This is a genomic window from Massilia sp. BSC265, from assembly GCF_000740675.1.
Lineage (GTDB): Bacteria > Pseudomonadota > Gammaproteobacteria > Burkholderiales > Burkholderiaceae_D > Telluria.
The window spans coordinates 44,376-58,365 of sequence record NZ_JPXI01000034.1 but is presented as its reverse complement, the minus strand read 5'-3'; the positions used below and the strand labels follow the sequence as shown (position 1 = coordinate 58,365).

Annotated in this window: 13 protein-coding genes; 9 read left to right on the top strand and 4 right to left on the bottom strand. The window is 64.2% G+C overall.

The window, feature by feature from the left end:
• Positions 1-29 precede the first annotated feature (29 nt).
• Complete coding sequence (locus MA09_RS15355; protein WP_036250324.1) at positions 30-764, bottom strand: Crp/Fnr family transcriptional regulator; 735 nt, start codon at positions 762-764, stop codon at positions 30-32.
• 221 nt (positions 765-985) lie between these two features.
• Between MA09_RS15355 and MA09_RS15350 the strand changes: the two genes are divergently transcribed.
• The 6 genes from MA09_RS15350 (at position 986) to MA09_RS15330 (ending at position 7,166) form a co-directional block, all read left to right on the top strand.
• A complete protein-coding gene (locus MA09_RS15350; RefSeq protein WP_036250322.1) occupies positions 986-1,810 on the top strand; it encodes a glycine zipper 2TM domain-containing protein in 825 nt (274 codons plus the stop codon).
• Between the two features lie 180 nt (positions 1,811-1,990).
• Positions 1,991-2,218: a hypothetical protein gene (locus MA09_RS15345; protein WP_036250319.1), complete on the top strand. Its 228-nt coding sequence runs from the start codon at positions 1,991-1,993 to the stop codon at positions 2,216-2,218.
• A gap of 118 nt (positions 2,219-2,336) precedes the next feature.
• Positions 2,337-2,483 carry a lmo0937 family membrane protein gene (locus MA09_RS24655; RefSeq protein ID WP_020652694.1) on the top strand — a complete coding sequence of 49 codons (147 nt, stop codon included), beginning with the start codon at positions 2,337-2,339 and terminating at the stop codon, positions 2,481-2,483.
• A 111-nt stretch (positions 2,484-2,594) separates the two neighbouring features.
• Positions 2,595-3,263, top strand: coding sequence for an OmpA family protein (locus MA09_RS15340; RefSeq protein ID WP_036250316.1), 669 nt, complete (start codon positions 2,595-2,597; stop codon positions 3,261-3,263).
• A gap of 335 nt (positions 3,264-3,598) precedes the next feature.
• Positions 3,599-6,463 carry a TonB-dependent receptor domain-containing protein gene (locus tag MA09_RS15335; protein ID WP_161783228.1) on the top strand — a complete coding sequence of 955 codons (2,865 nt, stop codon included), beginning with the start codon at positions 3,599-3,601 and terminating at the stop codon, positions 6,461-6,463.
• Between the two features lie 100 nt (positions 6,464-6,563).
• A complete protein-coding gene (locus MA09_RS15330; RefSeq protein ID WP_036250311.1) occupies positions 6,564-7,166 on the top strand; it encodes an NUDIX domain-containing protein in 603 nt (200 codons plus the stop codon).
• Between the two features lie 120 nt (positions 7,167-7,286).
• On the opposite strand, the gene MA09_RS15325 is transcribed toward MA09_RS15330, so the two are convergent.
• On the bottom strand, positions 7,287-8,123 hold the full coding sequence (locus MA09_RS15325) for a branched-chain amino acid aminotransferase (protein WP_036250309.1): 837 nt from the start codon (positions 8,121-8,123) through the stop codon (positions 7,287-7,289).
• A 126-nt stretch (positions 8,124-8,249) separates the two neighbouring features.
• On the opposite strand from MA09_RS15325, the gene MA09_RS15320 reads away from it, so the two are divergent.
• Both MA09_RS15320 and cls read left to right on the top strand, forming a co-directional pair.
• Complete coding sequence (locus MA09_RS15320) at positions 8,250-10,352, top strand: site-specific recombinase (RefSeq protein ID WP_036250307.1); 2,103 nt, start codon at positions 8,250-8,252, stop codon at positions 10,350-10,352.
• Complete coding sequence (gene cls, locus MA09_RS15315) at positions 10,349-11,737, top strand: cardiolipin synthase (RefSeq protein ID WP_036250304.1); 1,389 nt, start codon at positions 10,349-10,351, stop codon at positions 11,735-11,737. Before MA09_RS15320 ends, cls begins: the two co-directional genes overlap by 4 nt.
• A gap of 120 nt (positions 11,738-11,857) precedes the next feature.
• Here cls and MA09_RS15310 read toward each other — a convergent pair whose 3' ends face one another.
• On the bottom strand, positions 11,858-12,694 hold the full coding sequence (locus MA09_RS15310; protein WP_036250302.1) for a metallophosphoesterase: 837 nt from the start codon (positions 12,692-12,694) through the stop codon (positions 11,858-11,860).
• Positions 12,695-12,711: 17 nt separating this feature from the next.
• Positions 12,712-13,464 carry a phosphatase PAP2 family protein gene (locus MA09_RS15305; RefSeq protein WP_036250299.1) on the bottom strand — a complete coding sequence of 251 codons (753 nt, stop codon included), beginning with the start codon at positions 13,462-13,464 and terminating at the stop codon, positions 12,712-12,714.
• A gap of 162 nt (positions 13,465-13,626) precedes the next feature.
• On the opposite strand from MA09_RS15305, the gene MA09_RS15300 reads away from it, so the two are divergent.
• On the top strand, positions 13,627-13,839 hold the full coding sequence (locus MA09_RS15300) for a hypothetical protein (protein ID WP_036250296.1): 213 nt from the start codon (positions 13,627-13,629) through the stop codon (positions 13,837-13,839).
• The last annotated feature ends 151 nt before the right edge of the window (positions 13,840-13,990 follow it).

The window sequence follows — 13,990 nt, the reverse complement described above, 5'->3', positions numbered from 1 at the left end:
TGGAGGATGTGGGCGCTGGGCGGGTCTGGTCAAGGAAGTGTCCGCGGAATGTATTCCACCGGACTACACTCCTTCACGATCTCGTAGCAGGTGCAGGAGGCCGTCGCCAGTCCTTCCGGATCGAGGATCTCGATATTCCCACGGCTGTAGTTGATCAGGCCCTGTTGCTGAAGCGCGCTGGCGGCCTTGGTGACGCCGACCCGGCGCACGCCGAGCGCATGTGCAAGGAACTCATGGGTCAGGTGGAATTTGTCGGACTGCAGGCGGTCGCGCGTCACCAGCAGCGAGCGCGCCAGCCTTGCCTCCAGCACGTGGAAGCGGCTGCAGACGGCGATCTGGATGGCCTGCGCCAGCAGCGTATCCGTGTAGCGGTACAGCACGCGCTGCAGCGAAGGATTGCGCGCCACCTCGGCGCGGAAACGGTTGCTGTCCATGCGGCTGGCGCTGCCGGCCCGCTGGACGACGGCGCGCACCTGGGTGGTGTCGTGGCCGAGCGCCACCGTGGCGCCGACCATGCCCTCGCGCCCGACCAGCCCCACCTCGAGCGTCATGCGGCCTTCGGCCACGCCCATCAGCGAGATCAGGCAATCATGCGGAAAGTAAATGTGGCGCAGCGGGTCGCCGGCTTCGCACAGCACATCCCCGACTGCGACGGTGACCGGATCGAGCAAGGGCAGCATCTGCGCCAGTTCCTGCGGCGGCAGCGCGGCCAGCAGCAGGTTGCTGTTGTGCTCGGCAATCGGCGGCGGTGCGGCAAAATTCATCGGATTCTCGCGTGGGGACTGCATACCAATAGGCCAACCGTCTGTCGGATACATTTGCAAACAATTTAGGCCAGCGTAACCGCCCCCCTCCAATCCGGTATGTACGGTGACGCACGGAACCGCTTGTTGTTCCTGAGGACAATCTGTCAATGCACAGGCCGGTGCATGCCCAGCGTCCGGAGCAACACGGCCTCAACAAGACTTCTCCGAAAGGAACCCGCATGAACACCTCACCCACCCCGTCCGCACGCGGACGCATGCACCCGCTGATGATCCTGGCCGCACTCGCGGTTCTGCTGTTCAGCCTGGTCGGCACCGCGGCCATCCTGGGCTGGATCCCCTCTTCCGTGGGCGGCAACAAGGAGCGCCAGCTGAGCGAAGCCGAGCGCCTGGCGCTGGCCTCTACCCTGCCCCAGGGTGCGCCGCAGCCGGCGCCGGGCGTCGTTGCTGCCGCGCCTGGCCAGCAGCTGGCGCCGGGCTACGTGCAGCCGCCGAACAGCGGCGCGCCGGCCGTCTATGCGGCGCAGCCGGTCGCGCCGGCGCCGGCCCATGCCCCGGCCAGCAATGACATCCCTGCGCCTGCGACCGCGGCAGCCGCCGCCATGGTCCCGGCGCCGACTCGCGTGGTCGAACGCGAATACGAGGCACCCGCGAGCAAGCCGGCGAGGAAACCGGTGCAGGTGGCTGCCGCCGACACCGGCCGCAACTGGTGCTCGAACTGCGGCAACGTGGAATCGGTCCGTGCCATCAAGCAGCGCGCCGAAGGCAGCGGACTGGGCGCTGCAGGCGGCGCCGTCATCGGCGGCCTGCTCGGCAACCAGATCGGCGGCGGCACCGGCCGCACCATCGCCACCGCGGCCGGCGCCGTCGGCGGCGCGGTGGTCGGCAACCAGGTCGAAGGTAATATGAAAGCCACCACCAGCTACGAGATCCGCGTGCGCCTCGACGACGGCACCCTGCGCACCTTCCGCCAGAGCAGCCCGCCGGCATGGCGCAGCGGCGACCGTGTGCGCATCGTCAAGGGCCGCTTGCGCTCGGTTGCCTGAGTTACTTTCCCATCAGCGAAAGCCGGGTTGGCGCAAGGCTCCCGGCTTTTATTTCGTAAAGATAATTTTCTGAAAGCAATGTGCGGCAGCGCACGGACCAATGGCTGAGCTACCCCGACAATGACAGGACGCTATCACTGCGTGCGGTGCAGAAAATACCATCTCAAGGGGAAAAGCATCATGAACAGCATGGCATGGATCGGCATTATCATTTGGGGAATGATTGTCGCAGGCTTCGGCCTGCTGTCCGCGCATCCGCCGGGCGAGACCGCAGCGGGCGGGCTGCAGCCGCAAGACGTGCTGTTCCTGGTGGCTGGCGGCCTGGTGACCTGCCTGATCGGGGTCACGGGCCTGCTGGGTTTCATGGGCTGGATTCCAGGCCTGCGCAAGGAAAACGGCCACGCCTGACTTGCCTCAGCGCTGTTAATTTGGCAGTAAGTACGCCATCGTACAGAGGCCAGCAGTAGGCAGCGGCAAACTGGAATCACGACGCGAACAACGCGTGATTCCAGGAAGGAGCAACATCATGTTGTATACAATTGCCGTCATTCTGATCGTTCTGTGGCTGCTCGGACTGGTGACTTCGTACACCATCGGCGGCTTCATCCATATCCTGCTGGTCGTTGCCGTGATCATGATCCTGGTGCGCCTGATCAGTGGGCGGGGTATATAGTTGTTAGTTGTTGAAAAATTTTTGTAAGACCCAATCCGCTTCTCAGTCATGCCTGCAGGCGTACCCGGCAAGCATGACCGCGAAGCGGATTTTTTGTTAAGGAGACCCACCATGCAAACCAAACTCACTCAATCCCTTATCGCCGCTTCCCTCGTGGCCTTTACCGCCACCGGTTGCGCCAACATGGACCCGGTCCAGCGCGGCACCTCGCAGGGCGCCGGCATCGGCGCGGCCCTGGGTGGCATCGTCGGCGCCAGCACCAGCGGCGGCGGCGGCAAGCGCACTGCCGGCGGCGCTGCGATCGGCGCCGCTGCCGGCGCCGTGATCGGCAACATCTGGTCCAAGCGCATGGAAGCCCAGAAGCAGGCGATGGAGCAGGCAACCCGCGGCACCGGCGTGCAAGTCAGCCAGACCGCCGACAACCGCTTGAAGCTCGACATCCCGAGCGATGTGTCGTTCGACACCGGCCGCTCCGACATCAAGTCCAACTTCCAGCCGGTGCTCGACCGCTTCGCCAGCACGCTGCAGGAAAACCCGGCCACCACCGTGGTCATCATCGGCCACACCGACAACACCGGCACCGACGCGATCAACCAGCCGCTGTCGGTCGACCGTGCCGCCCGCACCCGCGACTACCTGTCCGCGCGTGGCGTCAACCCGGGCCGGATCACGATCGAGGGCCGCGGCTCGCGCGAGCCGATTGCCTCGAACACCGATGCTTCGAGCCGCGCACGCAACCGCCGCGTCGAGATCTACGTGGCCGAGCGCGCTCAAGGTTGATGCGCAGGCAAGCCCCGATGTGAATATTCACATCTGTCTATACAAAGGCTGGCTTTGCCGGCCTTTTTTCTTAAGGAATGAATTAGTTTTTCTTAGCCATATTGACAAAACCTATAAGGTTTCGCCCTATACGCCATGAACTTTACTCATGTGTGTCGCAATTATCAAACAATCGAACAAACAATTTACCAGTCAAATTTGACTTTTGTCCGTCCGGAATGTTTTGATGGCGAACTCAGGTGAATATTCACACTTCGCCTGAGACCTCATCAACAAGGGTAAGACGCCGCCCCGCGTGCGGGCCGCGGTTGTGTTTCAGAAGTTTCGGAGATATTTTGTCTAAGCAGCAGCAACTCGTAGTAAAGCGCAGCGTCATCGCTGTCGCTGTGGCACTGGCCTCGACCAGCGCCGCGTTTGCACAGCAAGCCGCAGATGCATCGGTCCAGAAAGTCTATGTAACGGGCTCGAACATCAAGCGCGCCGACAAGGAAGGTTCCTCGCCGGTCGCCACCATCAATGCCAAGCAGATCGCCGCGACCGGCGCCAACACCGTGTCGGAACTGCTGCATTCCATCCCGGCCTTCGGCTCGGGTACCTCGAACGACATCACCGACGGCAGCTTTTCGAAAGGCGCCTCGACCGCGTCGCTGCGCGGCCTCGGTTCGTCGTCGACCCTCATCCTGCTCAATGGCCGCCGCATCACCGCGTCGGCCTACGCCGACCCGAACCAGGGCAAGTCGGCCGTGTACGACCTGAACACGATCCCGGTCTCGGCAATCGAACGCGTCGAGATCTTCAAGGACGGCGCTTCGGCCGTCTACGGCTCGGACGCGATCGCCGGCGTGATCAACTTCATCACCAAGCCGAACTACCAGGGCGGCGAAATCACTGCCGCGACCAGCGCCAACGACAACCTCGAGTTCGCGCGCCGCAACGTGTCGGGCGTGTTCGGCTTCGGCGATCTGCAGGAAGACCGCTACAACGCCTTCTTCACCTTCGACCTGGCTTCGCGCGACCGTACCGGCATCCGCGATGCCCGCGACGTCAAGCAGCACATGTACGCGGACATCAACGCCCGCCTGAACGAATACGGCAGCTACCTCTCGGACCAGCCGTTCTTCTTCCGCGAGCGTACCGCCGGCGCGCGCAATTTCGCCACCACCCTGGCGACCGGCGCGGACATCATCAACCGCCTCGGCTGCGAGCCGTCACAGCGGATCACCGGCAACCGCGACCGCCACAACCTGACCGCGACCTCGATGCTGAACGGCCGCACCTTCTGCAACTACGACACCTGGAGCAACCAGGAAGCGCAGTCGAAGGGCAATGACGCCAACCTGCTGGGCAAGCTGACCTTCCAGGTCACCCCTAGCATTACCGCCTTCGTCGAAGCCGGCTATACCCGCACCGAGCGCGAATACACCAGCAACTCGTCGACCATCCTGTCGACCTCGCCGACGACCGTGTTCCGCGCCGACGGCACGGCCAGCGACTACCAGCTGATCCTGCCGGCCGGCCACCCGGACAACCCGTGGACGACCTCGCGCGCAGCCGTGGGCTACCGCTTCGTCGGCGTCGAAGGCGGCTCGAAGAACGTCAACCAGTCGGGCCGCCTGCTGGCCGGCCTGAAGGGCAGCACCGGCGCCTGGGATTGGGAAACCGCCCTGCTGCTGAACCGCAGCGAGCGCACCGAGACCATGAACGGCTTCCTGTACCGCCCGACCATCGAGCGCATCCGCAGCGAAAACCGCACCCTGGCGCAGACCGCAGCCGACCCGAACGCCTACCGCGACGTCGTGAACGAGGGCTATGCCCAGGTCAGCCAGTTCGATGCCAAGGCATCGACCACGATCGGCAAGCTGCCAGGGGGCGACATCGGCGTGGCCTTCGGCGGCGAAATCCGCCAGGAAAAGCTGGCGCTGACCCCGGACTACGAAACGCAAGTCGGCAACATCATCGGCCTGGCCAACTCGCTGGTCAACGGCAAGCGCATGGTCAAGTCGGCCTTCGTCGAAGTGCGTACCCCGTTCACGAAGAACTTCGAAATGGACTTCGCCGGCCGTTACGACAAGTATCCGCTTGAATCCAGCTTCGTGCCGAAAGTCGGCGCCAAGTTCATCGTCAACGACAAGCTGACCTTCCGTTCCTCCTACGCCGAAGGCTTCCGTGCTCCGGCCCTGTCGCAGATCGCCGAAGGCGGCGTGCAGTCGTTCTCGACCGTCGTGGACAGCCTGCGCTGCCCCGACGGCAAGAACCCGCTGAGCGGCGCCGATTCGTCGGACTGCGCACGCCGGATCTCGTCGCGCTCGAAGGCGAATCCGGACCTGAAGCCGGAAACCTCGAAGAGCTTCTCGTTCGGCGCGATCATCGCCCCGACCAGGAACATCGACATCCTGGTGGACTACTACAAGATCCGCAAGGAAGACGAAACCGCCCTGCTGTCGGCCGGCTACGTGGTGGACCACCCGGACCTGTACCCGGGCCTGGCCATCCGCGACACCAACCCGCTCAACTTCGTGATCGGCGCCAACGGCCAGCCGATTCCCGGCACCGGTCCGCTGACCGCCGTGAACCGCTACTACGTGAACCAGGGCGCAACCGAGACCTCGGGCCTGGACTTCGAAGTGGCGCACCGCCTGAACCTGGGCGAAAACGGCCGCCTGACCACCAAGTTCGACTGGTCCTACGCGCTGACCTTCAAGCGTTCGGAGCGTCCGGGCGAGCGTGAAGCGAACGTCGTCGGCACCGCCGGCGGCTATTCGGACTGGGCGATCACCGTGGGCGACATCCCGCGTCACCGCGCACACCTGTCGACCAACTGGTCGAAGGGCCCGCACTCGGTGACCGGCTCGGTGGACTTCGTCTCGCCGGTCTCGCTGCTGCGCCGCACCGACAACAACGTCACCTACCCGGTGCCGTACTGCCACTACGGCAAGGGCCAGCCGGCCGGCGCCTATGCACTGGGCGGCCTGGAGAAGTTCAGCAACTGGGTGACCGATTGCCAGGTGCCGGAATGGACCACGTTCAACGTCGCGTACTCGTATACTGGCTTCAAGAACTGGACCCTGTCGGGCAACATCAAGAACATCTTCGACACCGCGGCGCCATACGATCCGCGCTACCCGACCGAAGGTTTCAACACCCAGCTGCACAACGCAATGGGCCGTTATTTCCGCGTGAGCGCAAGCTACAAGTTCTAATCGGATTGCCGGTTTGATTGAAAGCCGCCCCGGTGCAAGCCGGGCGGCTTTTTTTACGTCGGGGCGCTATAGTCGTTTCCAAACGCATCCGGAGCTTTCTATGCCAAACGACAACGACCCGATTCGCATCCTCGAGCAGGAAACCCTCTCCGACGACTACTGGCAGCTCAGCAAAGTCACCTTCAGCCAGCGCCGCCGCGACGGCAGCGAGCAGGAAGAGACCCGCGAGGTCTACCACAACGCCGGCGGCGCCGCCGTGCTGCTCTACAACCGCGACAAGCGCACCGTCCTGCTCACCCGACAGTTCCGCATCGGCGCGCGCCTGGCCGGCCATGACGGCTTCATCATCGAAGTCCCGGCCGGCATGCTGGACGATGCCGATCCGGCCACGCGGGTACGCGCCGAACTGTGCGAGGAGACAGGCTTCCGGGGCCATGGGCTGCGCAAGGTGATCGAGTTCTTCCCCAACCCTTCCGCGCTGACGGAAACGGTGCACTGCTTCCTGGGGGAGTACGAGGAGCGCGACCGCAAGGGCGAAGGCGGTGGCAAGGAAGAAGAAGGCGAGGACATCGAGGTCCTCGAGATGGATATCGACGAGGCCTTCCGGCAGGTGAAGGAAGGCGGCATCAATGACGCCAAGACGGTAATCCTGCTGCAATTCCTGCGCGAGGAACTCAGGCAATCGAACGGAGCGCAGTTGTAGGGTAGACAGGTTCCCTGCCCACGCGTTCAACTATCAGTTGAATTCCTCTGTCGCGGTGATTCACAGGCTAGTTGACCGCGTGGGCGGGAGACCCACCCACCCTACGAACGGCAGGGTTCGTCAGGTGGTTTCAGTGAACGCCAGGTACAGCTCACGCGCACGGCGCGCCACCGGGCCGGCTTCCAGCGTGCGGTCTTCATAACGCGTGCACGGCGTCACCTTGCCGTAGTTGCCGGTGCTGAAGATTTCGCGTGCGCTCAAGAGTTCTTCCGGTGCCACGCTGCGTTCTTCCACGTGCACGCCTTCCGAGGCCAGCAGCGCGATCACGCGCGCACGGGTGATGCCGGCCAGGAAGGTGCCGTTCAGCTTGGGCGTCACCACGGCGCCATCCTCGGTCACGAGGAACAGGTTCGAGGTCGCGAACTCGGCGACCTTGCCGTCGGCATCGAGCATGATGGCCTGGTCGAAGCCGCGCGCCTTGGCCTCGCGCATGGCGCGGGTCGAGTTGGCGTACAGGGCCGAGGCCTTGGCATCGGTCGGCGCCATGCTCGGCTGCGGCCGGAGCAGGGTCGACAGGCAGCTCGAGAAGCCCACGAACGGCGGCAGCGGCGCGTCGAACAGGGTCAGGGCGAACTGGCTCGCCTCGGCCACCGGAACCAGGAAACCCTCGGTGCCGAAGACCAGCGGGCGGATATACAGCTCGGCATCAGGCGGGAACTTGGCCACGCCCTCGCGCACCAGCGCTTCCATTTCGTCCACGCCCAGCGGGCAGCGCAGGCCGAGCTTCTCGGCGGAGCTGATCACGCGCTCCAGGTGCGGGCGCAGGTCGGGCAGCTTGCCGCGCACGGCACGCGCGCCGTCGAAGACCGACGAGCCGAGCCACAGGCTATGGTCCATCGCGCCATAGAGCGGCACATTGCCTTCAGTCCACTCGCCATTGAAATAAGTCAGGTACATGCATCCCTCGTTTTGCATTGATACAGCCCGTCAGTGTACCCCTTTCGGCGGGTTCATTGTTCGGTGGCGAACCATACGGGCGCAATGCCTCGCGTACACTACGGTTTTATAAAGCCAACACAGCCTATGCTCGACATTCTCGAACGGATCGATCCCGACAGCGACCGTATCGACCTCCTGGTCGACCTGGTCGAATGCCTGCGCCCGCGCCATCGCTGGGTCTGGCAAAAGGCGGACGATCCGGTGCAGAACGTGCGCACGCTGACCCAGCTGTTGAAGGGCAATCCGACGCAGGCCTGGTCACTGCGCCGCTACATCACGACCATGCTCGAGCACCGCCGCCATACCAGCCTGTACAGCGACATCGGCATCCTCTCGAACGACGGTTTCGTCACCGAGTTGAAACGGCGGGTCACCTACCGCTTCCTGCCGCCGGCATTGAACGACCTCTATCTGTCGGACGCGCTCGACCAGGTGCTGTACGACGAGGACGACCACGATTGGATCCGCCGGGTCCCCACTGCCGAGTGGATGGAGCTGTTCGACGTCATCGCCAACGCCCCGCCACCGCAGGACGCGACGCCCGACCGGGCGCGCTACGTCACGCTGATGGGCTTGCTGGATGCGATCCGCACCCTGTCCTGCCGCATCTGCGCGCTCGGCCTGGAGCCGCGCCTGGTGCACAGCTACAGCGAGATCGAGGATTTCGATTCGCCCTTCCTGATGCAGAACATCGAGGTCAACCGCTACCTCGACGAATACGCCCGCTACCTGGACGGCAAGATCGAACAGCCTGAGGATGCCCGCCACCTGTTGGTGATGCTCGACCAGTGCGGCGAAGTGGTCGCCAAGATCCGCCGCGGCGCGCAGTCCAGCGGCACCAGCGTGGCCCTGACCTATCTGCTGGTGGCCCTGCAGCAGAGCATCGACCGCCTGCACAAGCTGCTCTACCTGGTGGACGTCAGCGGCGCACTGCCGAGCGCCCCGAGCGTGGACCTGGGAGCCGTCGCCAGCCGCGCCGCCAACCCGGACCGGCCGGTGGCGAGCGACCGGCGCCTGGCCGCCGTGGCGCTGGCGGAAGAGCTGATTTCGGCGCACAACGCCAAGTACCGCATCCGCGGCCTGTTGCGCGACAACGTCGACCTGCTGGCCCGCAACGTCACCGAAAACGCCAGCCGCACCGGCGAGCATTACATCGCCGAGACCCGGCGCGCCCTGCGCCACATGTTCGTGGCGGCCTCGGGAGCCGGCTTCATCGTCGGTTTCATGGCGATGTTCAAGATCATGCTGGGCTACCTGCATACGGCCCCCCTGGTCGAGGCCTTTCTGTTCAGCCTGAACTACTCGCTGGGATTCATCCTCATCTACGTGCTGCACTTCACCGTTGCCACGAAGCAGCCGGCCATGACGGCGCAGCACATCGCCGCCTCGCTGCAGAAAGCCGACAACGGCCGCGCGCTCGACGTCGACAGCTTGGCGACGCTCGTCACCAAGGTATTCCGCACCCAGATCGTGGCCGTGATCGGCAACGTGGTGCTGGCCTTTCCGGTGGCCTGGCTGATCGCGGTCGGCTACCAGATGATCAACGGCAGCCACATGGTCGACCCACGCAAGGCCCACCACCTGCTGCACGACATCGACCCAGTTCACAGCCCTGCCCTGTTCTATGCCGCGATCGCCGGCGTCTGGCTGTTCGTGGCCGGCCTGATCTCCGGCTACTACGACAACAAGGCCCTGTACACCCGCATGGGCCAGCGCGTGCGCCAGCTGCGTCGCCTGCGCCGGCTGCTGGGCGCGGAGCGCCTCCACCGCTTTGCCGGCTACATCGAGGACAACCTGGGCAGCCTGATGGGTAATTTCTTCTTCGGCTTCATGCTGGGCATGACCGGATTCATCGGTTTCCTGCTCGGCCTGCCGCTCGACATCCGCCACGTCACCTTCTCGACCGCCAATTTCGCCACCGCCCTGGTCGGCCTCGACTACGCGCTGTCCTGGGCCGAGATCGCCAATGCCAGCGCGGGCGTGGCCCTGATCGGCACCGTCAACCTCCTGGTCAGCTTCGGACTGGCGCTGTGGGTGGCGATGCGCGCGCGCAAGATCCGCTTCAAGCGCGGCATCCTGCTGCTGCAGGCCCTGGGCCGACGCTTCATCACCGCCCCGGTTGAATTTTTCCTCGGTCCGAAGGACCATCTCCCTGGTAGCGAACTCATCGTGAGGGACACGAAATGAAGAACAAGCGCCTGACTTCCATCCTGGCCTTCCTGGCCTTCGTCTGCGTGGTCGCCTCGTGCAAGTCGCTGCCGGACGCGAACTCCCTGCCCGCGGACCCGGCCAAGGCCGTGCCCACGGTGGCCACGCCGCGCGGCATGCTGGATCCGAAGCAGGCGGCGCAGCTCCTGCGCAAGCGCTGGGCCAACGCCTCGCCCGACCTGAAGCAGCTCGCGATACTGGAAGAGCAGGCGACCGGCGCCCCGCTCATCCCCGGCAACAAGGTCACCCTGCTGTTCGACGGCCCCGCCACGATGCGCGACATGATGGCCGCCGCGCGCGACGCCAGGAGCTCGATCAACCTGGAGACCTATATCTTCGACCAGGACCCGATCGGCCTGCAGTTCGCCGAACTCCTGATGGAAAAGCGGCGCCAGGGCGTGATCGTCAACATCATCGCCGATGGCGTCGGCACCCTGACGACGCCCAGGGAATTCTTCGAGCGCCTGCGCGCGGCCGGCGTCAATGTCGTGATCTTCAATCCGGTCAATCCCCTGCAGCGCCCCGGCACCTGGCAGCTGAACAACCGCGACCACCGCAAGATCATGGTGGTGGACGGCAAGATCGGATTCACGGGCGGCATCAACATCAGCGAGACCTACGCCAACAGCTCGCTGTTCCGCTCGCGCAAGAAGCCGCACACGGTCGACGCCGGGCAGGTGGGCTGGCGCGACACCCACATCCGCATCGAGGGTCCGGCCGTGGCGGCCCTGCAGTACGCCTTCATCGACAACTGGGTGCGCCAGGATGCGGGCGAACTGCCCCCTAGCGAGTACTTCCCGCGCCTCGCGCCGGTTGGCGACAAGGTGATGCGCGTCCTGGCCACGACCCCGGACCGCGATTCGGAAATCTACAAGTCGCTGATGGTGGCCATGAACGAGGCCAAGACCTCGATCCACATCACCTCGGCCTACTTCGTGCCGGACCAGCAGATCGTCGACTCCCTGGTCGCGGCCGCGAAACGCGGCGTGGACGTCAAGCTGGTACTGCCGGGAGTGTCGGACCACAACTTCATCAAGTACGCAGGGCAGGCGTTCTACGACCAGCTGCTCGAAGGGGGCGTGAAGATCTACCAGCTGCAGGTGGCGGTGCTGCATGCCAAGACGGCCGTGATCGACGGCATCTGGTCGACCATCGGCTCGGCCAACATCGACCGGCGCAGCTTCATCCACAACTACGAACTGAACGTGGTGGTGCTGGATCCGGCCTTCGGCAAGGACATGGAAGCCGCCTTCAACGAGGACCTGCGCAGCTCGAAGCAGGTGACGCTGGAGCAGTGGCGCAACCGGCCGTGGAAGAACCGGATCCGTGAGTTCATGGGGCGGCTGGCGGAATATTGGATTTAATCGTAGGGTGGGCGGGTCTCCCGCCCACGCGGTCAACCAAGGGCGAGATCAACGCGCTGCATTACTCACCGGATAACGATCACCGCGTGGGCGGCGAAGCCGCCCACGCTACGGAAAGCATCACAGCCCCGCCGCCATCAGCCCGTCGATGTGCGGCGTCCACACGTTCCCCGTCCGCATGAACTTCTCGGTGGCCACCACCTCGAAGTGCCCATGCACCACGTCCCATCCGTAGCGGTCGATCTCGACCTTCTGCGGCTCCACCCGCAGCACGTTGAAGGAGTTCACCTCGCCCCGTCCCCGGGTCGAGGTCGCCGTGCCCGCCTGCACCACCAGCGCCGCGTACTCGCTCAGCTGGTAACGCGCGGCCGTGCTGCCCGCATGGCTGGCATGCATGTGCCCGCCCATCAGGATGTCCACCCCGCACTCGGAAAAGGCCTCCATGGCCCGCGGCGCCCTGTTCACCAGGTCGCGCTCCTCGAAATGATCGGGCAGGTCGAAGGGGTGGTGGGCCACGATGATGCGCGTGACCTCAGGCCGGACGCCCGCCAGCTGCTGGCGCACGGTCGCCAGCTGGTCGCGGCTTACCTTGCCGTCCTTGATCGTGAACGAACGCGCGGTGTTGACGCCCACCACGGCGATCTCGTCATCGAGGTAGAACGGGTCGAGGTCGTCCGTGATGTAGCGTTTGTAGCGCTCGAGCGGCTTCACGAAGCGCCGGAACACGTTGTACAGCGAGATATCGTGGTTCCCCGGCACGATGATCTGCGGGCCCGGCAGGGTGTCGAGGTAAGCCCGCGCCTCTTCGAACTGTTCCGGCCTGGCGCGCTGGGTCAGGTCGCCGGAGACCACCAGCACGTCCGGGTCGATGCGCTCGACGAGTGCGCGCAGTGGCGCCAATAAAGTGTGGTCGACGCGGCCGAAATGCAGGTCCGACAGGTGTACGAGAGTGCGCATCCTTTTCCCCGTTCTATTCAGATGTCCTGCGGCTCGACCGGTCGGCCGGCCAGCCGCGCGCGCGCCCGCTTGCGCCGGTTGAGGGTGGCGGCGCCGGCGATGCAGATCGCCAGCCAGCCGCAACCCTCGGCCGCCGCGGCGAGCACGTCGGACAAGTAGTGGACTCCAAGATACATCCTGGAGAACGCAACTGTCGCCACCATGAGCAAGGCCAGTACAAAAGGCAATACCCGGCCCCACCAGGAGCGCGCGTGGCGCGCCGCATAGCAGGCGATGAAGCCGTACAGCACCGTCGCCCCCATCGCGTGACCGCTGGGGAAGCTGTAGGTGCTCAGTTCCAGTATCGGCTCGACGAAATGCGGGCGGGCGCGCTCGAAGGTGTGCTTCAGCAGCACGTTCAGGATCTGACCGCCCGGCACGCTGGCCACCAGCGCCAGGATCCAGTAGCGCTGGCCGCGCCTGAACAGCCAGATGCCGACGAGCAGCGCCATCGCCAGGATGCCGGGCGTGCCGTGCACGTGGGTGAGCACCAGCAGGAACCCGCGCAGGCCATCATTGGCGCGGGCATGCGCATGCAGCCAATTGGCCACTTCCACGTCGAGCTGGGTGATCGGGGCGCCGGCCACGACGGCGCCGGCCATGTGGGCGAAGACCGCCGTCGCGATCAGGAGCATCGCGACGCCGGCGGTCAGGTGCAGGCCATACTCGCCTTCGGGCGAAAAACGCGAGGCGGTGAAACGTCGGAGCCGGGGAAGGATATCTTTCGTCATGCTTGGACCGAATGGTTTTGCCGATGAGCCTCCATATGTGGCCTATTGGCGAAAAAACCACAACAATGAGAATTTACTGTATATCCACACAGTACCTGTAGATTTATACAGTGGTTGTGATATTCTTTACTCACTTCAACGATTTTAATAAAAGGAAACACCATGACCACTCTGAACAACAACTTCGGCCTGGAATATGCACCTGTCCCTTTTATGGTCCGACTCGGCCGTCGTGAACTCCTGATCACCCGTGATTTCCGCAAGCGTTTCTATGCGGTGAATCCGATCGTCGAATGCGATACCGGCGTCGAGCCAGGTCACCTTGAAGTGTTGCTGTTCAAGCGTTGGCTGCTCATCCTGTCGAAGGCACACTGAGAGCGTCTAACAAAACCCGAGGGCAAGGCGCATCGTCGAAGACAGTACGCTAGTACGGCGAGACGATGCAACGTAGCCATCGGGGGAATTGTTAGGCGCTCGAAGCACGCTCGAAAAAAATCGCATATTGTTAGGCGATTTAATTCGTTCC

Coding starts and splice junctions, on each gene's coding strand:
- MA09_RS15355 (WP_036250324.1), bottom strand. CDS start 764: ATGAATTTTGCCGCACCGCCGCCGATTGCCGAGCACAACAGCAACCTG.
- MA09_RS15350 (WP_036250322.1), top strand. CDS start 986: ATGAACACCTCACCCACCCCGTCCGCACGCGGACGCATGCACCCGCTG.
- MA09_RS15345 (WP_036250319.1), top strand. CDS start 1,991: ATGAACAGCATGGCATGGATCGGCATTATCATTTGGGGAATGATTGTC.
- MA09_RS24655 (WP_020652694.1), top strand. CDS start 2,337: ATGTTGTATACAATTGCCGTCATTCTGATCGTTCTGTGGCTGCTCGGA.
- MA09_RS15340 (WP_036250316.1), top strand. CDS start 2,595: ATGCAAACCAAACTCACTCAATCCCTTATCGCCGCTTCCCTCGTGGCC.
- MA09_RS15330 (WP_036250311.1), top strand. CDS start 6,564: ATGCCAAACGACAACGACCCGATTCGCATCCTCGAGCAGGAAACCCTC.
- MA09_RS15325 (WP_036250309.1), bottom strand. CDS start 8,123: ATGTACCTGACTTATTTCAATGGCGAGTGGACTGAAGGCAATGTGCCG.
- MA09_RS15320 (WP_036250307.1), top strand. CDS start 8,250: ATGCTCGACATTCTCGAACGGATCGATCCCGACAGCGACCGTATCGAC.
- cls (WP_036250304.1), top strand. CDS start 10,349: ATGAAGAACAAGCGCCTGACTTCCATCCTGGCCTTCCTGGCCTTCGTC.
- MA09_RS15310 (WP_036250302.1), bottom strand. CDS start 12,694: ATGCGCACTCTCGTACACCTGTCGGACCTGCATTTCGGCCGCGTCGAC.
- MA09_RS15305 (WP_036250299.1), bottom strand. CDS start 13,464: ATGACGAAAGATATCCTTCCCCGGCTCCGACGTTTCACCGCCTCGCGT.
- MA09_RS15300 (WP_036250296.1), top strand. CDS start 13,627: ATGACCACTCTGAACAACAACTTCGGCCTGGAATATGCACCTGTCCCT.